This is a genomic window from Enterococcus sp. DIV0175 (genome assembly GCF_050529075.1).
Classification (GTDB): Bacteria; Bacillota; Bacilli; order Lactobacillales; family Enterococcaceae; genus Enterococcus_B; species Enterococcus_B thailandicus.
In genome coordinates this window covers 392,816-419,523 of record NZ_CP172880.1, presented here as the reverse complement: position 1 = coordinate 419,523, position 26,708 = coordinate 392,816, and the positions used below count along the sequence as shown (strand labels likewise).

The window sequence follows — 26,708 nt, the reverse complement described above, 5'->3', positions numbered from 1 at the left end:
GCTTCTCAGTTTTTTTGTTCTATAATAAGTGTGTACTTACTCAATTACTAAAGGAGAATTTTTATGACAGTTTATGATTTTGATGCAACTTTGGAAAATGGAACTACTTACTCTCTAAACGACTACCAGAATCATCCAATGATTATCGTTAATACTGCAACCAAATGTGGACTTGCTCCACAATTTGAGCAGCTTGAACAACTTTACACTACCTATAAAGAAAAAGGATTAGTCGTTTTAGGCTTTCCTTCCAACCAATTTAAACAAGAACTGGATTCTGCTGAAGAAGCGGCGCAAGCTTGTCGAACTACTTATGGTGTTTCATTTCCAATGCATCAATTAGTCGAATTAAATGGAGCAGCTGCTGATCCTTTATTCGCCTATTTGAAGGAAAATGCACCTGGTACAATGACTAACGCAATTAAATGGAATTTCACCAAATTTTTAATTGATAAAGATGGAACTGTCATCAAACGCTTTGCACCGCAGACTTCTCCTGAAAAGATGATTGATGATATCGAAAAGCTTCTTGCTGAATAGTAAAAAGAATACAAAAAAACAGATGAGTTTAATCACTCATCTGTTTTTTACCGTTGCGTGGCGACGTCCTACTCTCACAAGGGGCAACCCCTCACTACAATCGGCGCTAAGAAGCTTAACTTCTGTGTTCGGCATGGTTACAGGTGTATCCTTCTCGCTATCGCCACCACACTGTGGTGTTATCTTATTGAGTTTGCTTTTGCTCACTCAAAACTGGATTTGAAGTAATCTCAACTCTACCGAGTTTTTTTCTTTTACCATTCTTGGTTAAGTCCTCGATCGATTAGTATCAGTCCGCTCCATACATCACTGTACTTCCACTTCTGACCTATCTACCTGATCATCTCTCAGGGATCTTACTTTCTTAAAGAAATGGGAAATCTCATCTTGAGGTGGGCTTCACACTTAGATGCTTTCAGCGTTTATCCCTTCCCTACATAGCTACCCAGCAATGCCCTTGGCAGAACAACTGGTACACCAGCGGTAAGTCCATCCCGGTCCTCTCGTACTAAGGACAGCTCCTCTCAAATTTCCAACGCCCGCGACGGATAGGGACCGAACTGTCTCACGACGTTCTGAACCCAGCTCGCGTGCCGCTTTAATGGGCGAACAGCCCAACCCTTGGGACCGACTACAGCCCCAGGATGCGACGAGCCGACATCGAGGTGCCAAACCTCCCCGTCGATGTGGACTCTTGGGGGAGATAAGCCTGTTATCCCCAGGGTAGCTTTTATCCGTTGAGCGATGGCCCTTCCATGCGGAACCACCGGATCACTAAGCCCGACTTTCGTCCCTGCTCGACTTGTTGGTCTCGCAGTCAAGCTCCCTTCTGCCTTTACACTCTTCGAATGATTTCCAACCATTCTGAGGGAACCTTTGGGCGCCTCCGTTACCTTTTAGGAGGCGACCGCCCCAGTCAAACTGCCCATCTGACACTGTCTCCCACCACGATTAGTGGTGCGGGTTAGAGTGGCCATAACGCAGGGGTAGTATCCCACCAGCGCCTCCATCGAAACTAGCGTTCCGATTTCTACGGCTCCTACCTATCCTGTACATGCGGTACAGACACTCAATATCAAACTACAGTAAAGCTCCATGGGGTCTTTCCGTCCTGTCGCGGGTAACCTGCATCTTCACAGGTACTAAAATTTCACCGAGTCTCTCGTTGAGACAGTGCCCAAATCGTTACGCCTTTCGTGCGGGTCGGAACTTACCCGACAAGGAATTTCGCTACCTTAGGACCGTTATAGTTACGGCCGCCGTTTACTGGGGCTTCAATTCGTACCTTCGCTTACGCTAAGCACTCCTCTTAACCTTCCAGCACCGGGCAGGCGTCAGCCCCTATACTTCATCTTACGATTTTGCAGAGACCTGTGTTTTTGATAAACAGTCGCTTGGGCCTATTCACTGCGGCTGATCTGACGATCAGCACCCCTTCTCCCGAAGTTACGGGGTCATTTTGCCGAGTTCCTTAACGAGAGTTCTCTCGCTCACCTTAGGATTCTCTCCTCGACTACCTGTGTCGGTTTGCGGTACGGGCCGTTGTTTTCTCACTAGAAGCTTTTCTCGGCAGTGTGACATCAGGAACTTCGGTACTATTATTTCCCTCCCCATCACAGCTTGTCCTTAAAAGATTAAGCATTTGACTCAACCTAAGACTTACTGCTTGGACAGACATTTCCAATCGTCTGCATTCCTTAGCCTCCTGCGTCCCTCCATTGCTCAAACAAAAACAACGGGTACAGGAATATCAACCTGTTATCCATCGCCTACGCCTTTCGGCCTCGGCTTAGGTCCCGACTAACCCTGGGCGGACGAGCCTTCCCCAGGAAACCTTAGTCATTCGGTGGACAGGATTCTCACCTGTCTTTCGCTACTCATACCGGCATTCTCACTTCTAAGCGCTCCAGCAGTCCTCACGATCTACCTTCAACGCCCTTAGAACGCTCTCCTACCATAACACCATAGGTGTTATCCACAGCTTCGGTAATATGTTTAGCCCCGGTACATTTTCGGCGCAGGGTCACTCGACTAGTGAGCTATTACGCACTCTTTAAATGGTGGCTGCTTCTGAGCCAACATCCTAGTTGTCTGTGCAACCCCACATCCTTTTCCACTTAACATATATTTTGGGACCTTAGCTGGTGGTCTGGGCTGTTTCCCTTTCGACTATGGATCTTATCACTCACAGTCTGACTCCCGGATATGAATGAATGGCATTCGGAGTTTATCTGAATTCGGTAACCCGAGATGGGCCCCTAGTCCAAACAGTGCTCTACCTCCATCATTCTCAATTCCGAGGCTAGCCCTAAAGCTATTTCGGAGAGAACCAGCTATCTCCAAGTTCGTTTGGAATTTCTCCGCTACCCACACCTCATCCCCGCACTTTTCAACGTACGTGGGTTCGGTCCTCCAGTGCGTTTTACCGCACCTTCAACCTGGACATGGGTAGATCACATGGTTTCGGGTCTACGACTACATACTCAAACGCCCTATTCAGACTCGCTTTCGCTACGGCTCCGTCTCTTCGACTTAACCTCGCATGCAATCGTAACTCGCCGGTTCATTCTACAAAAGGCACGCCATCACCCATTAACGGGCTTTGACTTGTTGTAGGCACACGGTTTCAGGTTCTATTTCACTCCCCTTCCGGGGTGCTTTTCACCTTTCCCTCACGGTACTGGTTCACTATCGGTCACTAGGGAGTATTTAGCCTTGGGAGATGGTCCTCCCGGATTCCGACGGAATTCCTCGTGTTCCGCCGTACTCAGGATCCTCCTAGGTGTCTTCCAAATTTCATCTACGGGGTTTTTACCCTCTTTGACTGACTTTTCCAAGTCATTCGATTATCTGAAAAAACTACCATATCGGAGTCCTACAACCCCAACAAGCAAGCTTGTTGGTTTGGGCTTTTCCCGTTTCGCTCGCCGCTACTCAGGGAATCGAATTTTCTTTCTCTTCCTGCAGGTACTTAGATGTTTCAGTTCTCTGCGTCTACCTCAAATATGCTATGTATTCACATATTTGTAACATCCTATAAAAGATGCTGGGTTCCCCCATTCGGAAATCTCTGGATCATAGCTTACGTACAGCTCCCCAAAGCATATCGGTGTTAGTCCCGTCCTTCATCGGCTCCTAGTGCCAAGGCATCCACCGTGCGCCCTTATTCACTTAACCTTATCAACCTTACGGTTGGGTTTTGACATCATTTCTAGCGATAGAAACTAGTCAAGAAAAATAAGCAATTGAACTTATTAAAAAACTCATTCAACGCGGTGTTCTCGGTTTGTTTTGATCTTACTTCAAATATCCAGTTTTCAATGAACAAAGTATTTTGAGAGTAAACCTCTCAAAACTGAACAAAGTAATGATGACAAACGTGTGTAGTCTCCGTAATATTCCTTAGAAAGGAGGTGATCCAGCCGCACCTTCCGATACGGCTACCTTGTTACGACTTCACCCCAATCATCTATCCCACCTTAGGCGGCTGGCTCCAAAAAGGTTACCTCACCGACTTCGGGTGTTACAAACTTTCGTGGTGTGACGGGCGGTGTGTACAAGGCCCGGGAACGTATTCACCGCGGCGTGCTGATCCGCGATTACTAGCGATTCCGGCTTCATGTAGGCGAGTTGCAGCCTACAATCCGAACTGAGAGAAGCTTTAAGAGATTAGCTTAGCCTCGCGACTTCGCGACTCGTTGTACTTCCCATTGTAGCACGTGTGTAGCCCAGGTCATAAGGGGCATGATGATTTGACGTCATCCCCACCTTCCTCCGGTTTGTCACCGGCAGTCTTGCTAGAGTGCCCAACTAAATGATGGCAACTAACAATAAGGGTTGCGCTCGTTGCGGGACTTAACCCAACATCTCACGACACGAGCTGACGACAACCATGCACCACCTGTCACTTTGCCCCCGAAGGGGAAGCTCTATCTCTAGAGTGGTCAAAGGATGTCAAGACCTGGTAAGGTTCTTCGCGTTGCTTCGAATTAAACCACATGCTCCACCGCTTGTGCGGGCCCCCGTCAATTCCTTTGAGTTTCAACCTTGCGGTCGTACTCCCCAGGCGGAGTGCTTAATGCGTTAGCTGCAGCACTGAAGGGCGGAAACCCTCCAACACTTAGCACTCATCGTTTACGGCGTGGACTACCAGGGTATCTAATCCTGTTTGCTCCCCACGCTTTCGAGCCTCAGCGTCAGTTACAGACCAGAGAGTCGCCTTCGCCACTGGTGTTCCTCCATATATCTACGCATTTCACCGCTACACATGGAATTCCACTCTCCTCTTCTGCACTCAAGTCTCCCAGTTTCCAATGACCCTCCCCGGTTGAGCCGGGGGCTTTCACATCAGACTTAAGAAACCGCCTGCGCTCGCTTTACGCCCAATAAATCCGGACAACGCTTGCCACCTACGTATTACCGCGGCTGCTGGCACGTAGTTAGCCGTGGCTTTCTGGTTAGATACCGTCAAGGGATGAACAGTTACTCTCATCCTTGTTCTTCTCTAACAACAGAGTTTTACGATCCGAAAACCTTCTTCACTCACGCGGCGTTGCTCGGTCAGACTTTCGTCCATTGCCGAAGATTCCCTACTGCTGCCTCCCGTAGGAGTTTGGGCCGTGTCTCAGTCCCAATGTGGCCGATCACCCTCTCAGGTCGGCTATGCATCGTGGCCTTGGTGAGCCGTTACCTCACCAACTAGCTAATGCACCGCGGGTCCATCCATCAGCGACACCCGAAAGCGCCTTTCAAATCAAAACCATGCGGTTTCGATTGTTATACGGTATTAGCACCTGTTTCCAAGTGTTATCCCCTTCTGATGGGCAGGTTACCCACGTGTTACTCACCCGTTCGCCACTCCTTTTCTTTCGGTGGAGCAAGCTCCGGTGAAAGAAAAAGCGTACGACTTGCATGTATTAGGCACGCCGCCAGCGTTCGTCCTGAGCCAGGATCAAACTCTCATAATAAAAGTTAGAACAACCTTTCGATTGTTAAGCTCAATTTGTTTGCTAGCATATTGCTTGCTGTTTAAAAATGTTTGTTGTCTTGAATTGAATCAAGACGCCCTACACATTTGGTTTGTCTTACTTTGTTCAGTTTTCAAAGGTCTACTTGAATTGCCGTAGCAACTTTTATATCATATCAGAGTGACATTTGAATGTCAACTCTTTTTTACAAAAAGTTTTTTTGATTTCGTTTGAGAAATCTTTCAGCAACTCATTTATCATATCGCATCGTTTGTTATTTGTCAAGAACTTTTTTGAAGTTTTTCTTGATGAAATCAAGCTTCATAAGCAGTCCTTTTTAAACGACTTAGTTATCTTATCATGTGATAATTCACATGTCAACAACTATTTTTCATGTTATTTACGAAAGTTTCATGAATGTTACTTTCGCAACAACGGGAATAAATATATCATGTAATTTTTTACCTGTCAATAAGTATCAATATATTTTTTTAACCAAAAATAAAGATCTTGATATACCACCTTTTGGTTGATTTCATTAAGCAATTCGTGGCGTGCTTCTTCATATAGCAAAAGTGTTAATCGACTAGTAGTATATTCTTTCACTACTTGGACAAAGGTTTGAACACCACGGCCATTCGCACCTACTGGATCCTTCGCTCCCGAAACAACTAACATTGGAAGATGATCTGGAATCCGTTGTACTTCATCACGGCTACAAGCTTGTCTAACTAATCGGAATAGCTCTTTATAAGAAGACGCTGTAAAAATAAATTGCGTTCTAGGGTCCAGTAAATACTTATCCACCTCTATTTCATCACGCGTAAGCCAATCTTTTGAAGTTCTTGCAGGTTCAAATTGTCGATTAAACCCGCCAAATGCTAATTGATCTAGAAATTTTGAACGATACATTGCTCCGCGAATAGTGACGATTGTCGAAGCCATTAATTCAGCAACTGTCATCTCTTTGGGATTGTGCCACCCAGTCCCCATAATAATTACACCGGAAAAATTCGTCTCAAACTGTGCCAAATAATTTCTTACCAAAAAAGAACCCATACTATGACCAAAAATAAAATGTGGGAGTGTTGGATATTGTTCACTAATTTTTTCATTTACTGTATGAATATCTGAAAGTAAGAGTTCTGAACCATTTTCATCTGCAAAATGGCCAAAATGTTCCTTTGATTGAATAGACTGGCCGTGTCCCAAGTGGTCATGCCCTACCACAATAATCCCATTTTTATTAAGATACTCAGCGAATAGATCATAACGTTCGATAAATTCAACCATCCCATGAACAATCTGTAAAGTGGCTACGGGCTGTTGCTCAGGATACCAACAGCTTACTTCCACCATAGTCTTTCCATCAGCAGATAGAAACTGTACTTGCTTTTTCATATTAAAAACGCCTCGCTTTTTTCTTTTATTCTATATAACGTTACTTAGATAGTGTTACTTACTATTTTATCTTAGCAATCATGGTTAACTAATCAACAGTTAACTATAAAGATACATTAAAGTGATTGCAAGCGTTGTTCCTTACCTCTATATAACATTCAATAATATTCAATTTTTGAAACATCAAAAAAGAGTAGACACGATTACGTCCTACTCTTCACTCAAATTTATTCATGAACAACTAACTGTTCTAATAATTGTTCATCATAGCCAATAAATAAAACATCATCAATAATAATCAGCGGACGTCTCAAGACTTCTGTGTGCTCTCTACAAAGTGAAATCAACTGAGAATTTTGTAAATTTGATAGATCCACCTGCATTTTGAGAAATGCTTCGGACCAAGTAGCAAACAATTGAGTTGCTTGGACTTCTTTAAAGCTACATAGTTCTTTGGCGTCCTGTATACTCAATGCTGTTTTTTCTAAGTCAATAAATTGATAAGCTAAACGATGATTTTCTAACCACTTTTTAGCTTTCAAACAAGTCAAGCAATCTTTTGATCCAAATACTTTTATTCTCACAGGACCTCCCTCTTTCTTTTAATTGGCTAAGAGTTCAACGAGCCATAATTTTGCAAATAAATCAGATTTCGTTCAACACAACGAATTTTTCTAGGAACAAATGAGCGAATTTCATCCTCATTAAAACCAATCAGAATTCTCTTTTCATCAATTAAGATAGGGCGACGAATCAGCGAAGGGTACTCTTTAAACAAAACAATCATTTGTTTAAGCGTTAATTCATTGAAATCCAAACACAATTTTTCATAAATTTTTGACCGAGTGGAAATAATATCCTCAACCCCGCCTTCAGTTGCTGCTAGAATTTCTTTAATCTCTTCTTCAAGTAACGGATCGACAAAAATGTTTTTTTCTTCAAACTCAAGTTGATTCGTTTGCAACCATGCTCTAGCCTTACGACAAGAAGTACAACTAGGTGAGGTATATACTTTTATCATTTTCTCACTCCTCTTTAATTATAATCCCATTTTAACTGAATTATTTCAAAAAGACCAATCATTCGCTAAGTAAACTAAAAAAATTGTGCCACAATTATCAATTGCGGCACAATTTTTTAGTTATTTCCTGAGTTGAATACCAGACTCTTTAATAAAACGAGATGGCTTTAATTGCCGAGTTCCTTTCATTTGCGGTACACACAAATACAGGCGATTTCGAGCTCTGGTCATCGCCACATAAAATAAGCGGCGTTCTTCTTCAATCGTTGTCACAGGTTCTATCTTGATTTGTTCCGACGACACGGATCCTTTTTCTGCAGCGCCGTTATGTGGCAACGCGCCTTCGTTACAGCCAATCAAGAAAACATTTCTGTAACTCAATCCTTTACTTTTATGAATACTTTGAATACATAACGCATCTAGCTTTCCTTGTCGATAAGCAATCAATCGTGTTTTCAGTTGCTTTGCTTGCGATTGAATTGATTTTTCTAACTCTATCAATTGCAACAATGTCGGTTGTTTTTTGATTTCTTCTATTAACCAATCGCGCTCACTTTGTTCGAGTTCTTTTTTTGCTCGCGGAAGATTCATGAATAATTGCCAAAACTGGTACATGTTTTTTCTTGGTTGCTGCGTAAATCCTTGTAATTCTTTTACTAATTGCTCAATTTCTTTTTGCCGTGATTTTAATGAGGGTTTCATCTGAACAATGTACGCAGTTAGGTCGGTATCTGACTGTTTTTGAGAGAAGAAACGATCACATTCCGACTTTTTCAAATAACAGTTAATCATGATTTGTCTCAAAATTTGTTGGTAACTTTGCTCTTTTTTCTGACTAGTTGTTGCTCTGTGCCAGTCAAGAAATCTTCTATATAACTGTTGAAAGTTTCGTACACCAAAAATTCCTTCATATGGTGCATCTGCTTCAAGGACAAACGGAATGTCCGTTTGCAAAAGATTCTGTACCAATCTTTGTGTTTGCGAAAGTGAACGGTACAAAATAATAGATTCTTTGTATTTACCTTTCTGTTTGATAAATGTTTGAACCTGGCGAATCACCCACTGGCTTTCTGCTTGAAGATCCTTAAAAGAAATTGCCTCCATAACACCTGCTTCTTTTTGTGCAGGAATCATAGCTTTGGGAATACGATCCCCCTTATTGTAGCTAATCAATCGGTTTGCGCCTTGAACAATTGCGGCACGAGAACGGTAATTCGTTAGTAAGAAGAGTGTTTCAGTCGGATATTCTTGTTCAAATTCTTTGATGTAGGCTGGCTCTGATCCACGAAAACCATAAATACTTTGATCGTCATCTCCGACTACGACTAGCTTGATGTTTGTTCCTTTAGTAATCAATTTTACGACCGCCCATTGCAGAGGATTCGTATCTTGAAACTCATCAATAAATAAAAAATCATATTTCTTGCCAACAAACTGTCGAACATTTTCGTCAAGTAAAGCTTCTTTTAGATTTTGCAAAATATCATTAAAATCAGCCAGATGTTGTTGCTGTTTTAACTCCTTTAGCTCCGTCATCAACAGACCGATGCGTTCAGAAAGTGGTTGATTTGCATTTTTTTCTATTCCATCAAACTTTTCTTTCACCAAATGGATAATTTCTTCTTGCGATAGATTCATGTTTTGCCAATAATCTAAACGCGCTGGCAAATTTTTCTCACCATACTGATCAAAAGAATAAAGATTATATTTACGAATCAATTGCTGTAAAATCGCTCCAATTTTTTGGCCAGAATCTTTTGAAAAGTCTCCATGAATACCTTGCATTGCAATGTCTGGGAATTCCTTACAAATTTCATTATAAAGACGAAAGAAAATACTATGGAATGTTCCGATATGTATCGCTGTTTTATGTTGGCTAAAATTATCCACTCTTTTTTTCAATTCATTCGCTGCGTTCCGCGTAAACGTAATCATCAAAATTCGCTGCTCGGCAACTTGTTTTTGTGTCATTAAGTAGACGGCTTTTGCACAAATCGTTTGCGTCTTACCGCTACCAGCGCCAGCAATAATACGAAGATTTTTTTCCATGTCATACGTAATTGCAGCTTTTTGTTCTTGGTTAAACTGATTATAAGAGCGTTTTTCCATCATTTTAAAAAACGAATCATCCACTCTTTCAGCTGGCTGATCTTCTTCAATTAATCCTGGTGCTTCCCCATAAGCAGCCTCATAACTAGCAATTATCTCTTCTTGTAATCGAAAGATTTGTTGAAGTTTGTGATATCTGTTCTTCCAAGACTTCAGCTCATTTTTTAACCGCAACATTTCCTTTTCATTTAGCTGAGTAATCAGTGCCACCAACTTTCTTTTTCAAAATTTTCTTATTTATCGTGTCATTCTTGTTTTCTTTATACTACCAGACCTTTATTGAAAATGAAACGCCGTTATCCAATCACTTTGTTTCAGAAAATTTATCATGTTTTTCGGAAAATTATGCTAAGATAGAGGAAACTACATCAGTAAAATAATAATTGAAGGTGGAAAAATCATGCGTACTTCGTTTCACGAGGATCGTACTATCGGACTGTTACTAACATTTATCGGCGGTGCAATGGATAGTTATACTTACATTCATTACGATGTCTTTGCTTCTGCACAAACTGGTAATATTATTCTGGCAATTATTCAAGCCTTTGATGGCGAATGGATTAACTTTGGAAAAAAAGTGCTATCAACTCTTTTCTTTTTTCTTGGTATTTTATTGACCAAGTTTTTGATTGATTATTTTCGAAAGCGGGAAAAACATTTTTGGCGATTATTTGTTCTTTACTACGAAGCCCTGATTTTTTTCCTCGTTAGCTTAAGAATAATCAACATTCATCCCTCACTTGTAACAGTTTTGATTGCTTTTACAGCTGCAATCCAATGGGTGTCATTCGATAAAATCAATGGACGTGCCTATACAAATCTTTTTACAACCGGAAATTTGAAAGGTGTGGCAACCAATCTTTATGATTTTTTGATTTCAAAAGAAAAATCTGATTTTGATCAATTTTTTCACTTCCTCACAGTTGTACTAGCATTCATTTTAGGCGCTATCGTTTCTGTTTTTTGTTATCATTTATTTGGTGCTCAAGCTATTTTATTAGTGTCGTTTCTCTTTTTGGCAATGGCACTCAGCCAAACATTCCAGCTTTGGCGCTTTTTCAGAACCAATAAATATCCACTTTGATCAATTGGACTACAATAATTAATTCAAAAGGACGCAACAAAGAAAAAACATCTTTGTCGCGTCCTTTTTCTTATTTATTTTTTGTAAGAAAAAATTCCCTTTGCTTCTGGAACTGTGGTTGTATACCGAATTTTTTCTTTCATTGCTGTCTCGCTCATCTCTTTAGCTTGTGCTTTAATTGTTTGAACGATTTGTTCGCCACATTCTGGTTCTGCCACAAAATCATAACGATCTCCGTCAATCACAAGCTTTGGACAGACATCAAACGCATCAAACCATTCCTCATAACGGCGATTTAATTCTTGATAATAAGAAAACAACTCAGGATTTTGTTCGATTTGTTCATATTCTCGTCCGCGCTTTTTGATACGCTCAAGCATTGTTTCAAAAGAAACTCGAATATAAACTAATAAATCAGGCTTCTTCTGCGGCGCGATGTCTTCTAGTTCATTTAACATCGTTTCAAGTAATCCTTGATATTGCTCGACTTCTACCTGTGACACTCGGCCCAAATCTGCGTTTAAATGAAACAGTAAACTGTCTTCGTAAATAGATCGATCTAACACGTTATCATCATGACAAAATGCATCTTTAATTGCTAAAAAACGTTTATTTAAAAAGAAAATTTGTAATAAAAAAGTGTACTTTTCTGGGTTTGAGTAGAACAAAGGCAAGACTTCGTTGTCCTCAACATTTTCATAAAATGGCTTAGTGTCTAAGTTTTGCGCTAACATTTCTGTTAATGTACTTTTCCCAGCTCCGATAGTTCCCGCAACAATAATCACAATTATCGGCATCCTTCCTTTTATAAATTCTGCTTCTCATTTTACCACAAAAAAAGACTGAACTTTTCAATAGTTAATAACAATTTTTCTGCTATTTTTTGAAAGGTTAGTCTTTTTAATTATTAATTACAAAATTGAACTATTGGAAAACAACTAGTTCCTGTTTACTTAGTTATTTTCGATTAAAGCGTTCGATTTGCGAACAATCAGTTGCCATTGTAGATTATCGGCTGTTTCTGTTTCATCTGTTGCACATTTCGTTACGCGAATCATTACACTATTTTCATATATTTTTTCGATTTTCCCTTTGACTGGTGATTCAAACAAATCCGAATGAAATTCATAAGTTTCGCCTACTTCAAATAATTGTTCATTTTCCATAAGAATACCTCCATCACCTTTTATCAGGTTAGTACTTTTTTAACATAGAAATAAAAAATTAGTACACACACTCAAAAAAAGCATTTCTCGCATCAAAACTGTGAACTTTTTTCACAAATTTCACAAGATCTAGTAATTATACATAACAGTTAAATGAAATCGGACAGTTATGAGCTGAAACATACATTTTTTGAGTGAACCGTTTTTGTTCACTTTTTTTTATTACACTTTTAACTAAGAGTTTTCAGCTATTTTTGGTACACCGTGAGGAAAAAGAATCTCTGACTAAGCAATAATCCTTAAAATTTAGATGATGGTTTCTCACGATAAACATTAGACTTCAGCTACAATCTAACGTTCAGGTCTCTAACTAACCGAACTGGAATGAACATAACAAAAATAGCGTTCATTTACTGAAACATTGTTTGATACCTAGCAATTTATTTTAAGTGAAGGAGTATTGATATGATTCCGATTTATATTTGCGAAAAAGACCCACGGCAATTAGAAATTATCACAACTGTCATAAAAAATCAGATCACTCTTGAAGACCTCAACAGTCAAGTTGCTGTTTCTTCAACTGATCCAAATGAACTTCTTGAAATTGCCCGTCGTCGAACTGCTGATTTCGGTATTTATTTTTTGGATACGGAAATCCAAAGCCATGAATTAACCGGCATTACGCTTGGAAAAGAAATTCGTCAAATGGATCCATTAGGCAAGATTATTTATGTGACGGCTAACTCTGACTTTTCTTTAGAAATTCTAAAAAATCGAATTGAACCAACCGATTATATTTTGAAAGAAGATGTCTTTGAGTTAAAAGACCGTTTAGAACACATCTTAAGTAAAATCGTTCTTAACTTTCATAATTCTCAACCTCAAAAGGACATCTTTAAGCTAGAATTCAACGGAGAAATCAAATTTCTCCCACTAGACGAGATTCAATATTTTTCCACATCAGCAGTTACACCACATAAACTTGAAGTACACATGACTCATGCTCATCTTCAGTTCTACGATAAAATCAAAGATATTGAGAAAAAAAATAATTACTTTATTCGTTGCCACAAGTCATACGTTATTAACAAACTAAATATTCGGACTATTGATAAGAAAAAAAGAGAAGTCACTTTAGCAAACGGTGAAACAGTCCCCATCTCGATTCGCGGCTTAAAAAAAATTATTTCATAACAAGCTTACTCCTCAACTCGTTAGCATTTTACTAATCGATTGAGGATTTTTTTTTAATATCAGATTTCTTCCATATTTAGTTTGTTTCATTTTCTTTTTCGGTTAACTTCTGACTATAATAAAAACAAAAGAAAGAAAAGGAGGAAAAAAATTGAACAAAAAATCGAACGCTCGACTGATTCAATTTTTAGGGGGAAAAACTTCGTATTACGTACTGGGCTTGTTAGTAATGCTTGCCTTAGTCATTTATGTGTTTTGGCAAGTTGCCTTTATCTTTAAACCTTTAGGAGTTATTTTTGCAGCATCATTACCACCTGTACTATTTGCACTTATTTTGTATTATTTACTGGATCCAATTATTCGGCGTTTAAGTAAATGGATGTCACGTAATATTGCTGTTATTTTGGTGTATGTCTTGATTTTTGCCGTGATTGGTTTAGGAAGTGTCTGGTTTGCACCCTTTCTACAACAGCAAGCAACCGAGTTATTTGACAGCTTACCAAACTTATTTAATGATTTTCAAGAAGGTGTCAGAAATATTTTAGAACACACACCTTTTGCTAATAAATTCAATGAATTCTTCTCTTCAATTGATAATTTTACAGACCAAGCAACATCTTTCATTGGTAATTACTGGGAAAGTGGAGCGCAAAGTATCAGTAATCTGTTCTCTGCCGTAACAACTACTTTTATTACTCTGTTTACTGGTCCTATCGTTGCATTTTTCTTGCTTCAAAATCCACATGGTTTCTACCAATCAGTATTAAAAATCGTTCCACCGGCATTTCGCAAGGATTTCCAAGAATTGACTAAAATCGCTAACCAACAATTAGGTGCATTTTTGAAAGGACAAATTATTTCTTCGTTTATTTTAGGAGCTATTTACTGGGTCACATTTTTACTCATTGGAATTGATTTTGCTAGCATCCTAGCTATTGCTGCTGGTGTGTTATGTATCATTCCTTATATTGGACCATTCATTGCCTTCTTTCCTGGACTTTTTATCGCCTTCCAAGATTCAACTTTTATGGTCGTAAAATTTGTCCTTGTTTGGTTCATAGTCCAGTTGCTTCATGGTGACCTAGTCATTCCGCGTGTGATTGGGAACCGACTACAAGTTCATCCTATAACGATTTTGATTGTGCTGCTCGTTATGGGTGACTTACTTGGAATAATGGGTGTGATCTTTGGTATCCCAATCTATACTTTACTAAAATTACTGGTTGTCTTTGCTTTTAAAAAATTCAAGCAACGTTACAATAAGTATTACGGTGATAAAGGTGAATACGAAGAAGCTGATTTTTCAGAAGATGATTATTTTGATTGATATTTATTTGATAAAAAAATTCCTACTCAATGAACAATTGAGTAGGAATTCTTTTTTATTTCACAAGTAATGCAATCGCTTGATACGGTTTAAGCGTTAATTCTTTGCTTACGACTGTATCAGAATAGTTATCAATCAGTCTTTCGCCTTCAACAAATTCTTCTGGAAGATCAACTGTGGTTGTTTCTTCATAAAAGTTTGTTAGAACAAGTAATTTTTGTCCCTCATAAGATCGTAAGAAGGCATAAACTTGTGGATGTTCTGGTGCGTAGGCTTGATAATCTCCTTCAGAAATTACTTGGTGTGTTTTGCGTAGCTGAATCAAGTGTTGATAATAGGCAAAAATTGATTGGTCTTTCTCATTTTTTGCTGCCTCAACATTGATCTCAGGATAACTGGCTCCCACCTTCAGCCATGGTGTTCCTGTAGTGAAACCTGCATGTTCTTCATCGGTCCACTGCATCGGTGTTCGTGAATTATCACGAGATTTAGCTTGGATTCTACGAAAGGCTTCCTGAGCTGACAAGCCTTTTTCCACTAACATTTGATAAGCATTTTTACTTTCAATATCAACATAATCAGCCATAGACGTAAACGCCGGATCAATCATTCCGATTTCTTCCCCCATATAAATATAAGGTGTTCCACGATTAAGATGAATCAATGTCGCTAACATCTCTGCTCCTTGTTTTCGGTAACGGTCTACTGACACAAAACGATTCAAAGCTCGTGGTTGATCGTGGTTATTTAAAAACCAAGCATTCCAACCATTTCCTTTACTCATCTCTTCTCCCCACGTATGGAACAAACGTTTTAATTCTTCAAAATCAAAAGCCGGAGTTGTCCACTTATCTCCATTTTCATAATCCACTTTTAAATGATGGAAATTAAAAGTCATTGTTAGCTCATGTCGACTTGGTTCAGTGTATAAGATACAATTTTCAACAGTAGTCGCACTCATCTCACCAACTGTGATAATCTCTGGATCTCGTCCAAAAGTTTCTTGATTCAACCATTTTAAGTAATCATGAGTGACTGGTTTGTCAGTATATTCAGGTTTTCCATCATTCACTGGATTGTCTTTCAGAACTTCATCCTTTCCAATCACATTGATGACATCAAAACGAAATCCTTTCACACCTTTTTCCATCCAGAAACGCACAACTTTAAACAGCTCTTCGCGAACTGCTGGATTACGCCAATTCAAATCCGCTTGCGTAGTATCGTATAGATGTAAATAATATTTTCCTGTTTCTCCAAATGGTGCCCATGCATTCCCACCAAATTTTGAAACCCAGTCAGTTGGTTCATCACGGATATAAAAGAAATCTTGATAATATTTATCTCCCGCTAGTGCTTTTTGAAACCATTCATGTTCAATCGATACATGATTCAAAACCATATCAAGCATAAACTCAATCTGATAATCTTTTCCTTCTTTGATTAACGCTTCAAATTCTTCCATCGTCCCAAACAATGGATCAATAGCTAAATAATCTGAAATATCATAGCCATTATCTTTTTGTGGACTAGGATAAACTGGATTTAACCAAACCATATCTATACCCAGCTCACGTAAATAAGGTAATTTCTCTCGAATACCATTCAAGTCGCCAATTCCATCATGATCCGTATCATTAAATGATTTTGGATAAATTTGATAAATGACTTTTTCTTTAAATGACATATACTCTCCTCCATTAAATTATTCGTCTCCAAACTTATATATACAAGTTACTCAAAATTATTATAGCTGAAAAGGAAGCGTTTGTAAAACTTACTTGACTATTTTCGACTAACTGCCTGCCTCATCCTAGTTCAAAAAATTTTTCTTTTTTTAAAATCAATCTGAATCTACTTTTATCGAATGATTTCGTTTACTTCTTTAACATTTCATGGGAAAATAGCCACAAGATTTAGATAGGAGTATGGAAAGTCATGGTGAAAAAAAAAGTAACAATTAAAGATGTTGCACATCATTCCGGTGTCTCGATTGCCACTGTTTCGCAAATTTTAAATGGCAACGAAGATAAATTTAGTTCAAAGACGGTCGAAAAAGTCCTAGCTGCCAAAAATGAACTTGGTTACCAAGCCGATTATTTTGCGCGTCAAATGATTACGAAAGAAACAAAAACAATTGGTGTACTTGTTCCTGATATTACGAATCCTTTTTTCAATCTACTCATGCGAGGGATCGAAGAAATTTTATATCAACAACATTTCGTTACCATTCTTTGTAATGCCGACTCCAATCAACAAAAAGAAGTCCAGTATCTTTCAGAACTAACACGCCGTGGTGTAGATGGATTTATCATCGCTTCTTCTGCAATCTCGACTCAGGCAATCAAGGAAGATTTGCAACAACAAGGGCGTCCATTTATTGTCTTGGATCAAAAGAAAGCAGAAGATTTTAGTGACTCAGTGCGCACAGATGATTTTCGCGGAGGCTACTTAGCTGGTACACACTTGTTCTCTTTAAGACATCAACAAGTTGCCCTCGTTTATCCAGAGAATCCACCAGCAAATGTTCAAGAAAGAATCGAAGGGTTTAAATCAGCAGCAGATGCTTATCAAATTGACTACAATCAACTGCTTCTCATCCCGACAGCTTTTTCCAAACAAGGTGGTTACCAAATAACTAACCAAATCGTTGCTTCTGAAGCAACCGCCATTTTTGCTTTAAATGACGAATTAGCATTTGGCTTGTATCGCGGGCTAGAAGAATTAGGAAAAATAATACCCGATGATTATAGTATTATTGGTTATGATAATGTAGATATGTCTGAGTATGTAAAACCAAAACTTACGACAATTGCTCAACCAATCTTCGAGTTAGGACAAGAAGCAGCGAAACTTTTATTAGAACGTATTCAGCATCCCGAAAAAAATCAAGAAGAGAAACTACTGCCAGTCCATTTAGAAAAAAGATTTTCAACAGCACCCTTGAAATAGCTTTCAAGGTGTGCTATATTTTAGCCAAGTTATTAAAACGTTTTAATAAAACGTTTTAATTTATTTTCTTGCAAGGAAAAATCTCATTGACTTTTTGGAGGTTCAAAAATGAACGCGGTTACAGTTATTGGCAGTATCAATATGGATACGACTTTACGTTTAACAAAAATGCCTAAACCAGGCGAAACACTACACACAAGTGACATCTTCCATTCAGGCGGAGGAAAAGGTGCAAATCAAGCTGTTGCAGCAAAACGTTCTGGTGCAAACACAGCTTTTATCGGTGCAGTTGGCGATGATAATGAAGGGGCTACTCTACTTGATTTATTGGCAAAGGAACAAATCGACATCTCTGGCATTTCTACAATTGCTGACACTGCAACTGGTCAAGCAATGATTATGGTTGACGATGCTGGCGAAAATAGTATTTTGATCCATGCTGGTGCAAATAATGCTTTTCATGAAGCAGAAGTTCAACAACAAAAAGCGCTGATTGAAAACAGTGATTTCCTAATTGCACAGTTTGAAAGTAGTTTAGATGCAACCTTGGCTGCTTTTACCCTTGCCAAAAAAGCTGGGAAGAAAACGATTTTGAATCCTGCACCAGCTCTTGAAACAATCCCAACAGAACTACTTGCACAAACAGATGTCATTATTCCAAATGAAACTGAAACAGAAATTATTACTGGAATTGAAGTAACAGATGAAGCAAGCTTATTCCAAGCTGCTACTGCTCTTCACCAACTTGGAATTGAAACAGTGATTATTACTTTAGGAAGCAAAGGTGCCTTCTATCACACTGCAACTCAACATGGTATTGTCCCTGCTTTTAAAGTAAAAGCAGTTGATACTACCGCTGCCGGAGATACATTCATTGGTGCCTTAAGTAGCCAATTGAATCCAGATTTTAGTAACTTACCAGAGGCAATTCGTTACGGCAATCTTGCTTCTTCTGTCGCTGTTCAAAGTTATGGTGCACAACCATCAATCCCACGTCGTACAGACTTAACATTTGAATAACATGACCACATACATTTAATAAAAAAGGATGGATCTTGATATGAAAAAAAGTAAAGTTATCAATTCAGATATTTCTAGAGTTATTTCACAAATGGGACACTTTGACAAACTAAGTATTGGTGATGCTGGAATGCCCGTACCTTTTGGAACTGAAAAAATTGATCTTGCTGTCACGAATGGTGTACCTAATTTTATGACTGTTTTAGAAAATGTCTTAGAAGAACTAGAAGTCCAATCAATTGAACTGGCAGAAGAAATAAAGACAATGAATCCTGATGTACTAGAGCAAATCAAACAATTGATGCCTGAAACGTCTATCACTTTTATTCCTCATGAGGAAATGAAACAAGACTTAACGAATTGCCATGCGTTTATCCGCACAGGTGAAATGACGCCTTATGCAAATATTATTTTGGTGAGTGGAGTGGTTTTCTAATGGAAAAAATCATTCAACCAGAACAACTTTTATTGTCGGAACAAGTTCAGCTTTTGCTTACTCAATTAGGTGGAAAAAATAATATTGAATCGATTACCCCTTGTGCAACCCGATTGCGTATCCAGCTAAAGAAACAACCTGCGACTGAGTCAAATGAAATCATCCAACAAATTCCTGATGTAAAATATTTCATTCTTTTAGATAAATACGCAGAAGTCATCATGGAACAAGGATTAAGTGAAACGTATAAAGCCTTGAGCCAACAGTTGGATCAATCAGCAACCAAAGAAAAGTTGAACCCCATCGAAAAATTATTTGGCTTGATTTCTGAAATATTTACACCAATCATCCCGCTTTTTGCTGGTTCAGGAATTTTAAAAGGATTAGTTGTATTAGCAACAACACTTGGTTGGTTAAGTGAGACCAGCGGGACTTACCATATCTTAGCCGCTGCTTCCAACGCTGTCTTTTATTTCTTACCTATTTTTCTAGCATTTTCTGCAGCCAAAACATTTAAAGTCAACGGCTATATTGCAGGTGTCATTGCAGCTGCTTTGATTGAGCCAAATTTGACTGGTCTTTTGACAAGTGGAGGGAAAGCTTCAACTGATTTTCTAGGTATTCCCGTGGTACTAATGCAATATACATCTACAGTGATGCCAGCTATTTTAGGGATTTTCTTTTACTCTTTTGTAGAAAAATTTCTAAAAAAATATATTCGTGAAAGTATGCAATTAGTTTTTGTTCCCTTGCTTTCTTTAGTGATTACAGTCCCATTGACCTTAATGGTATTTGGCCCCGCAGGTGTGTACTTGGGTGAAGGATTAGCTGCTGTCATTACTTGGATGATGGACATTAACGGACCAATTAGTGGCGCAATTATTGCCGGTGGCTGGAATATCTTGGTGATTTTCGGTATTCAGTGGGCTGTCAACCCAGTCATGATTAGCAACATTTCAAGTTTTGGCTTTGACCGCATCGTTCCATTAACTGGAGCAGCAAATTTTGGAATGGCTGGAGCAGCTTTAGGTGTGTTTCTAAAAAGTAAACAGTCAAGAACACGCTCGATTTCTGGCTCAGCTTTTGCTTCTATTTTATTAGCCGGAGTCACTGAACCAACTGTTTACGGCATTGCAATTCCTTTGAAAAAACCTTTTGTAGCTGCTTGTATCGGTGCTGCAGCTGGTGGCGCAGTCATGGGCTTTGCGAAAGTAAAAGCAATCGCTTTTGTCTTTGGTAGCTTGACCACTCTTCCTGCATTTATTTCAAGTACATTTTGGTGGTACGTCATCGGACTTGCTGTCAGCTTAGTAGTTGCAATGATTACTACCTTAGTTAGCGGGTTTGATGAAACTTTAATGCCCCAAGAATAATCTTTCCTCCAAACAATGAGTCAATGAGTTTTCTCACTGTTTGGAGTTTTTTTTATTTTTTACGTCCCTTTATTTAACTAATTTTTTGTCGAACTGCTCATCTTCTGGTACAATTGGATAGAGTATGCGTATCTTATTTTGAACCACACTCTTTCCCCAACAAAGTAAGAACGATACCCAAAAATTTAAGCCAGACAACTTTTACTCGTAACTATGCCAGCTACTCTGTCAGAAAAGTAGGTTCTTTCATTAAAAAATGGCGAACCGCTTTACCAGTTAAAGAGTATTTTATGAACTACTTGGATATGAGCAAAAAAAATGAAAAGGACTAGATGACTATGAAGAATAATAAGGCGATTCGCCTGTTAGCGGCTACGTGGCTCATTGCTCCGACTATCTTATCTACTCAGTCCGTTTTTGCAACAGAAGAACCACAAGTTGCAACGGCCGAAAGTTCAGTCGTAGCCTCGGAACAACCCGAGACCAGCACGTCAGACACGACAACTTCTACTGACTCTTCCTCTCAACCAGAGAGCGAAACACCAGCAGAAGCTACTTACACAGCAACAATTAATCCAGCATTGATTGGCAAGATTACTATTACAACAATGGATGGTCAGCCTTTAACTATCAATGGTGGTGTCTTAACTGGGTTAACAGAAGGAACACAATTGAACTACACGATTACACCAGATGCTGGCGAACAAGTTGCATCTGTTCAAATTGATGGTGTTCAAACCGTGGATTACACAAATCAAATATTTGTTGTTGGCGCAGCCAACTTAGTAATCAATGCAACCTTTGAAGCCCTTCCTGATTCTTCAACAGAAGAATCAACAGAACCTTCGACTGCTCCAAGTGAAGGTACAGACAATACTTCAGATAGCACTACTGAAAATACCTCGGACAGCTCAACAGCTCCGACAGAAGACAGTACAACTCCTGATTCAAGCACTACAGAAAGCAGTAGTACAACAGACTCTTCTGATAAAGGTAATACATCAAATTCAAGCACTAATAAACCATCGAAGCCTGCTGGATCAACGAATAATTCACAAAAAGGTTCATCTAAACCAAGCACTGGGAATCATTCTTCAACAAACAATCAGCGACCTTCAACAAATGTAACACAACCAAAGACAGAAAGTCCTTCTGCTTCGACTTCTGACTTTGTCACAAAAACACCAACAGATGCCGTTTTACCAGCGAATACGACAAGCGTTCAGCAGGCCATCGTCAAAGAAGCATACAAATATCTTGGAAGTCCTTATGTTTGGGGAGCAAAAGGCGCTTCAACTTTTGATTGTTCTGGGCTAGCTTATTACGTGTATATGCAAGCTACTGGTCATTATATTGGTGGCTGGACAGGTGAACAACAATACGCTGGTACTCAAATTCCAGTTAGCCAAGCACAACCTGGTGACTTGTTATTCTGGGGACCATCTTCTGGTGTGACACATCACGTAGCAATCTACATTGGTAATGGACAATACATTCACGCCCCTCAACCAGGCGATCATGTTCGTATTACTTCCATTGCTGATTACACACCTGACTTTGCCGTCCGGGTGAACTTAGCTGGTTTGCCAGTAGCATCTGGATCATTAGCTAATTCTATTGGTTCCTCTGCTTTAGATAATCTAGGTGATTTTTCATTTTCTAAAAATCAATCAACTGATGATTTCTTAAAGGAAATTGCTGATTTTGCTCAAGAGATTGGACAAAAAGAAGGCATCTACGCTTCAGTAATGATGGCACAGGCTATTCTAGAAAGTGGTTCAGGAAATAGCTTATTGTCTAGCGAACCAAATTATAATCTTTTTGGAATCAAAGGCGATTTTGAAGGTTCAAGCGTTTCCTTTAACACACTTGAGCAAGACGAAGCTGGGCAGAGCTACCAAATCAAAGCGCAGTTCCGTAAATATCCTTCTTACAAAGAAAGCTTGGAAGACTATGCTGATTTAATCAAAAATGGTTTATCTGGAAATAAAGATTTCTATAAGCCAATTTGGAAATCTGAAGCTAAATCTTACGAAGATGCGACGAAATATCTTGAAGGTCGCTACGCAACAGATAAGCAGTATTCGAAAAAATTAAATGCGATCATCAAAGCGTATGATTTAACAAAATATGATGAAGCCAAAGAAGAACCAATTAAGACACAAACAAAATCAACAGAACAACTTCTAACGGTTCCAACTGTTTGGAAAAAGAATCATTTAACGTTTAGTGATGTGCTAGATTTACCTATCATTAAATCAAACATCAATTCACCCGCTTTCCTTTCTGGATTGAAAGTCGCAAATGTTTGGGAGTTATGGTATCACTTCACTGTGAACCAGATTCCAGAAACACAAACGTTAACAGTTAAATCAAATGAATTACCAATGGTTAGTTTTTTAAGTTTAAACAAATCCTTTTGGTTAGACTTTCCACTTTTTAAATAAAGTAAAAGTGAGGTTGTAAAAGAAGTGCCCAGCTCTAATAAATAAAAACAAATTATCAGAAATTGTTCTTCAAATTTTTGAGTAATTTGGGCTTATTTTGAAGGAGTTGCTTCTTGAACACCGAGGGTAAGGTTGTGGCTCAAAGCGTCTAGCTCCGACAAGATAGCGAGCAAGCACTCAAAATAGATTTCCATATTTTGAAGTGGTTGCAAACTATCTTGAGGAGTTGCTTTGGGAACACCGAGAATAAGGTTGTGGCTTTAAACGTTAAGCTTCAAACAATTCGGAAAGAGGGGCTGTGACAATACGCTTGTCACAGCCCCTCCCTTTTTATATTTTCTTTCGCTTATTTGATCTTCTGTGCGCCATCCCCAATATGAGCAACATAGAAATCAGGTGCATAACCAATTTTTTCTAGATAAGTTTCTTTGACTTTTTCTTCAAATACAGGGATAGCTTCTTCTTTTACTAATGCAATCGCGCATCCGCCAAAACCTGCTCCCGTCATTCTAGCACCTAATACACCCGTTTGCGCTTGAGCTGCTTGAACTAAAGTATCCAACTCGATGCCAGTCACTTCATAGTCATGTTGCAATGATTCATGCGAGGCATTCAACAGTTGCCCAAATAAAACTAAATCACCCGCTACTAAAGCATCTTTCGCTTTCAATGTCCGTTGATTTTCTGTCACTGCGTGTTTGGCACGCTTTGTTAAAATAGCATCCCCAATCGCTTCACTGTAACTTCGGAATGTTTCTTCATCTAATTCCCCTAATGATTGGATATCGACAACTGTTTGTAGGCGTTTCAATGCCTCTTCACACTCACCACGGCGCTCATTATATTTCGAGTCTGCTAGTTCGCGACGTTTGTTCGTATTCATGATTACAATTGCGTAGTCTCCTAATTCGGTCGGCACCATTTCATAGACTAAGGTATTCGTATCTAATAAAATAGCCTGTTCTTTTTGACTAAAACCAATTGCAAATTGATCCATAATTCCTGAATTGACTCCAATAAATTCATTTTCAACTTTTTGACCGATTTTAACCAATTCTAAACGACTAATTGGTAAATCATACAAATCCTCTAACATTACTCCGACTAGCAGTTCCAATGAAGCGCTACTTGATAAACCAGCACCATTGGGAATCGTTCCTTCAATCACAAGTTCAAAACCATGAGTAATCGGATAGCCTGCTTCTTGGACTTTTAGAATAAATCCTTTGACATAGTTTGCCCAGTTATCCTCTTTTGTATAATTTAAGTTATCCAAAGAAAAAGTAATCAAACCAACTTCTTCAAAATTTAGCGAGTAAACTTTCACTTGATTGTCTTCTCTTGGCGCTGCTACACCATAAGTTCCATACGTAATTGATGCTGGAAACACATGTCCCCCATTGTAATCCGTATGTTCTCCAATCAAATTGATTCGACCTGGAGCAAAAAATGCACTGGTTGCTTTTTCCCCAAATAATTTATGAAATGCTGCTGTTACTTCAGCTATTTTTTCCATCTGATATCCCTCATTCATCTATTTTTTTATTTGATATTCTGTCACAAACTCACGTGCCTGGTTAGGTAAAAGCGTAATGTCGCCAAAGCTTTCAAATCGTTCTGATCCAGGAGCTTCTTGCGTTTCAAAGGTGATTCCGCCATGATTCACTAGTTTGTCTCCGCGCATAACTGGTGCATCATCACCAAAATTTGCGGTAAACAAGACAATGCTTCCTACATTGGTTGCAACTTGGATCGCAACCTTTTTATCTGGACTTGTTAATTTTGCTACTTGATTCATTTGTCCTGTTTTCTGTAAGAAAAACGGATGATCCATCCCGCCAACCATTTTGGCTTGTGAAAAATCACTAATAAAAACATCTGAAAGGACTTTTGGCGTTGTAAAATCGAATGCTGTCCCTTTGACCGGTGCGACTTCCCCTTTTGGAATCAAATCTTTTTGTAAAGGAGCAAAAAATTGGCTTGCTAACCATAGTTCATGCTGATCGATTGGTTCAGTTACATCTCCTGTTAGATTAAAATACACATGATTGGTTGGATTAAATAAAGTCAATTGATCGCTAATCCCGCGAATACTTATTCGCCAAACATCATCATTTGTTAAAGTATAGCGTGCTTCCACGTCTAAATTACCCGGAAAACCATTTTCTTGATTAGGACTTGTTAAATAGAAAATAACTGAAGCTTCATTTTCACCTTTGATAATCGTGTATGGCCAATTTTTCTTTTCAAAGCTAGGATCTCCACCATGTAAACAATGTCCTGTTTCTTCACTGACTTTTGCCTGATACTCTTGATTGTCTAGATAAAATTTTCCCTTAGCGATTCGACCAGCTGTTCGACCAATTGTTGCACCGATATACGCGTCTTTCGAAAGATATTCTTCTGCATGATCAAACCCTAGGATCAATTCACGTTTTGTTCCATCAATTAGCGTCTGTAAATGAACGATTCGTGCGCCAAAATCAGTAACAGCCAATTCTGTCTTTTGATCATTGATTAATGTGATCAAATGGGAATCATTTCCAAATTCTTGCTCTTTGATTTGCATACTGTCGCCCTCTTTTCATTCCATAGTTGATTATTTCTCATTCATTATATCAAGTAATCGCTTTCTTTTTATTACTATCATGTGATACAAATTTAACTTTTTGTTGCATTTTTTTCCGAGTAAGCGTACCTTGAAGAAAAGGGGCTGAGCAGATGGAACAAACTGTATTTTTACGAAAAGAACATCATTTTTTATCAAGTGAACTTTACTTTAATTTTTGTGGATTTTCTAAAACCATGCCTTTTCACTCTTTTGGACCAGCTATCCGACAACATTTTGTTCTACATATCATCTTGGATGGTGAGGGTGTGTACTCGGTCAATCAGCAAAAGTATCATTTAAAAAAAGGAGATTTATTTCTCATTCGTCCAGGCGATCAAACTTTTTATCGCTCTGATGTAACCAATCCTTGGGTCTACGCTTGGCTTTCCTTTGGTGGAAAAGAAGCAGAGGAATTGATTAAGCATTCCCCTTTTAAAGAAAATGAGTATACGTTTCGCTCAAATCAGTTAGTTGACTATAGTCAATTGATTTTAGCTTGTTTTGATTATGCGCCAGACACGCTACTAAATGAAATCAAATTGAATGCATTGCTGTATCGCTTTTTTGAAAAATTACTAGTAGATGGTGGAAAAAATCACTTAAGCACACCTCAAAATATTTCACGTTTAACGATTGAAGCAATCGAATACATTCAAGCCCATGCAACAGAGGAACTCACTATCCAAGAAGTTGCTGACGCATTATCGGTCAACCGTAGCCACCTCTCCCGTACCTTCCATGAAAACATTGGGGTAAGTGTCAAAGAATGGTTATTAGGTATCCGAATCAATCGTGCTGCTTTTTTATTGTTGATGTCAGATGATTCCGTTGAAAATATTGCTTTTCAGTCCGGCTTTCATAGCTTAGTTGTCTTTAGCCGAATCTTTAAAAAAAAGACTGGTGAAACACCAACTGCTTATCGAAAACGAGCTAGTCAGAAACAGCACACCAATCTTTCACTGGAATCTATTATGGAATTATTAGAACAGCAAGCAATTGTAGGACGTGCAACATGATTTTTTTGTAAAAAAAAACAAAGATATACACAAAAAGTAGTTGT

19 protein-coding genes and 3 rRNA genes are annotated in these 26,708 nt (G+C 38.8%); 10 read left to right on the top strand and 12 right to left on the bottom strand.

The window, feature by feature from the left end:
• Window positions 1-63 precede the first annotated feature (63 nt).
• Window positions 64-540 carry a glutathione peroxidase gene (locus tag IGJ76_RS02030; protein WP_067485398.1) on the top strand — a complete coding sequence of 159 codons (477 nt, stop codon included), beginning with the start codon at window positions 64-66 and terminating at the stop codon, window positions 538-540.
• Window positions 541-595: 55 nt separating this feature from the next.
• Here the strand turns inward: IGJ76_RS02030 and rrf are convergent.
• The 7 genes from rrf to IGJ76_RS01995 all read right to left on the bottom strand — a co-directional run bounded on the left by rrf (window position 596) and on the right by IGJ76_RS01995 (window position 10,215).
• Window positions 596-711, bottom strand: a 5S ribosomal RNA gene (rrf, locus tag IGJ76_RS02025).
• Between the two features lie 92 nt (window positions 712-803).
• A 23S ribosomal RNA gene (locus IGJ76_RS02020) occupies window positions 804-3,717 on the bottom strand.
• 229 nt (window positions 3,718-3,946) lie between these two features.
• Window positions 3,947-5,507: ribosomal RNA gene (locus IGJ76_RS02015) — 16S ribosomal RNA — on the bottom strand.
• Together the 16S, 23S and 5S rRNA genes form the textbook arrangement of a ribosomal RNA operon.
• A 468-nt stretch (window positions 5,508-5,975) precedes the next feature.
• Window positions 5,976-6,908 carry an alpha/beta fold hydrolase gene (locus tag IGJ76_RS02010; protein ID WP_067481358.1) on the bottom strand — a complete coding sequence of 311 codons (933 nt, stop codon included), beginning with the start codon at window positions 6,906-6,908 and terminating at the stop codon, window positions 5,976-5,978.
• Between the two features lie 227 nt (window positions 6,909-7,135).
• On the bottom strand, window positions 7,136-7,492 hold the full coding sequence (locus tag IGJ76_RS02005; protein WP_067481360.1) for a Spx/MgsR family RNA polymerase-binding regulatory protein: 357 nt from the start codon (window positions 7,490-7,492) through the stop codon (window positions 7,136-7,138).
• Between the two features lie 26 nt (window positions 7,493-7,518).
• Entirely contained in the window at window positions 7,519-7,929 is a 411-nt protein-coding gene (spx, locus tag IGJ76_RS02000) for a transcriptional regulator Spx (RefSeq protein WP_067481362.1), read from the bottom strand.
• Between the two features lie 120 nt (window positions 7,930-8,049).
• Entirely contained in the window at window positions 8,050-10,215 is a 2,166-nt protein-coding gene (locus IGJ76_RS01995; protein WP_067481506.1) for an ATP-dependent helicase, read from the bottom strand.
• Between the two features lie 223 nt (window positions 10,216-10,438).
• On the opposite strand from IGJ76_RS01995, the gene IGJ76_RS01990 reads away from it, so the two are divergent.
• Window positions 10,439-11,122: a YoaK family protein gene (locus IGJ76_RS01990; RefSeq protein WP_067481364.1), complete on the top strand. Its 684-nt coding sequence runs from the start codon at window positions 10,439-10,441 to the stop codon at window positions 11,120-11,122.
• A 74-nt stretch (window positions 11,123-11,196) separates the two neighbouring features.
• Here IGJ76_RS01990 and IGJ76_RS01985 read toward each other — a convergent pair whose 3' ends face one another.
• Both IGJ76_RS01985 and IGJ76_RS01980 read right to left on the bottom strand, forming a co-directional pair.
• A complete protein-coding gene (locus tag IGJ76_RS01985; RefSeq protein WP_067481366.1) occupies window positions 11,197-11,919 on the bottom strand; it encodes a deoxynucleoside kinase in 723 nt (240 codons plus the stop codon).
• Between the two features lie 156 nt (window positions 11,920-12,075).
• A complete protein-coding gene (locus IGJ76_RS01980; RefSeq protein WP_067481368.1) occupies window positions 12,076-12,288 on the bottom strand; it encodes a hypothetical protein in 213 nt (70 codons plus the stop codon).
• A 465-nt stretch (window positions 12,289-12,753) separates the two neighbouring features.
• Between IGJ76_RS01980 and IGJ76_RS01975 the strand changes: the two genes are divergently transcribed.
• Together IGJ76_RS01975 and IGJ76_RS01970 are read left to right on the top strand one after the other, a co-directional pair.
• The gene (locus tag IGJ76_RS01975) at window positions 12,754-13,482 is read left to right on the top strand and encodes a LytR/AlgR family response regulator transcription factor (protein WP_067481371.1); all 729 of its coding nucleotides are present in this window, start codon (window positions 12,754-12,756) and stop codon (window positions 13,480-13,482) included.
• A gap of 118 nt (window positions 13,483-13,600) precedes the next feature.
• Window positions 13,601-14,809, top strand: a complete 1,209-nt coding sequence (locus IGJ76_RS01970; protein WP_306297864.1) for an AI-2E family transporter — start codon at window positions 13,601-13,603, stop codon at window positions 14,807-14,809.
• A gap of 55 nt (window positions 14,810-14,864) precedes the next feature.
• Here IGJ76_RS01970 and treC read toward each other — a convergent pair whose 3' ends face one another.
• Entirely contained in the window at window positions 14,865-16,496 is a 1,632-nt protein-coding gene (gene treC, locus IGJ76_RS01965) for an alpha,alpha-phosphotrehalase (RefSeq protein WP_067481375.1), read from the bottom strand.
• A gap of 251 nt (window positions 16,497-16,747) precedes the next feature.
• On the opposite strand from treC, the gene rbsR reads away from it, so the two are divergent.
• The 5 genes from rbsR (at window position 16,748) to IGJ76_RS01940 (ending at window position 23,037) form a co-directional block, all read left to right on the top strand.
• Window positions 16,748-17,761, top strand: coding sequence for a ribose utilization transcriptional repressor RbsR (gene rbsR, locus IGJ76_RS01960; protein ID WP_067481377.1), 1,014 nt, complete (start codon window positions 16,748-16,750; stop codon window positions 17,759-17,761).
• Between the two features lie 108 nt (window positions 17,762-17,869).
• On the top strand, window positions 17,870-18,781 hold the full coding sequence (gene rbsK / locus IGJ76_RS01955) for a ribokinase (RefSeq protein ID WP_067481379.1): 912 nt from the start codon (window positions 17,870-17,872) through the stop codon (window positions 18,779-18,781).
• 40 nt (window positions 18,782-18,821) lie between these two features.
• The gene (rbsD, locus tag IGJ76_RS01950; RefSeq protein WP_067481381.1) at window positions 18,822-19,217 is read left to right on the top strand and encodes a D-ribose pyranase; all 396 of its coding nucleotides are present in this window, start codon (window positions 18,822-18,824) and stop codon (window positions 19,215-19,217) included.
• Complete coding sequence (locus IGJ76_RS01945) at window positions 19,217-20,590, top strand: PTS transporter subunit EIIC (protein WP_067481383.1); 1,374 nt, start codon at window positions 19,217-19,219, stop codon at window positions 20,588-20,590. The genes rbsD and IGJ76_RS01945 overlap by 1 nt, the downstream gene beginning before the upstream one ends.
• Before the next feature lie 338 nt (window positions 20,591-20,928).
• Window positions 20,929-23,037: a glucosaminidase domain-containing protein gene (locus IGJ76_RS01940; RefSeq protein ID WP_067481386.1), complete on the top strand. Its 2,109-nt coding sequence runs from the start codon at window positions 20,929-20,931 to the stop codon at window positions 23,035-23,037.
• Window positions 23,038-23,383: 346 nt separating this feature from the next.
• Here the strand turns inward: IGJ76_RS01940 and IGJ76_RS01935 are convergent, their stop codons facing one another.
• Both IGJ76_RS01935 and IGJ76_RS01930 read right to left on the bottom strand, forming a co-directional pair.
• Complete coding sequence (locus tag IGJ76_RS01935) at window positions 23,384-24,553, bottom strand: galactokinase (RefSeq protein ID WP_430596700.1); 1,170 nt, start codon at window positions 24,551-24,553, stop codon at window positions 23,384-23,386.
• An 18-nt stretch (window positions 24,554-24,571) separates the two neighbouring features.
• Complete coding sequence (locus IGJ76_RS01930) at window positions 24,572-25,606, bottom strand: aldose epimerase family protein (protein ID WP_067481389.1); 1,035 nt, start codon at window positions 25,604-25,606, stop codon at window positions 24,572-24,574.
• A 152-nt stretch (window positions 25,607-25,758) separates the two neighbouring features.
• Here IGJ76_RS01930 and IGJ76_RS01925 point away from each other — a divergent pair, with 152 nt between their 5' ends.
• Window positions 25,759-26,664, top strand: a complete 906-nt coding sequence (locus tag IGJ76_RS01925) for an AraC family transcriptional regulator (RefSeq protein WP_067481391.1) — start codon at window positions 25,759-25,761, stop codon at window positions 26,662-26,664.
• The last annotated feature ends 44 nt before the right edge of the window (window positions 26,665-26,708 follow it).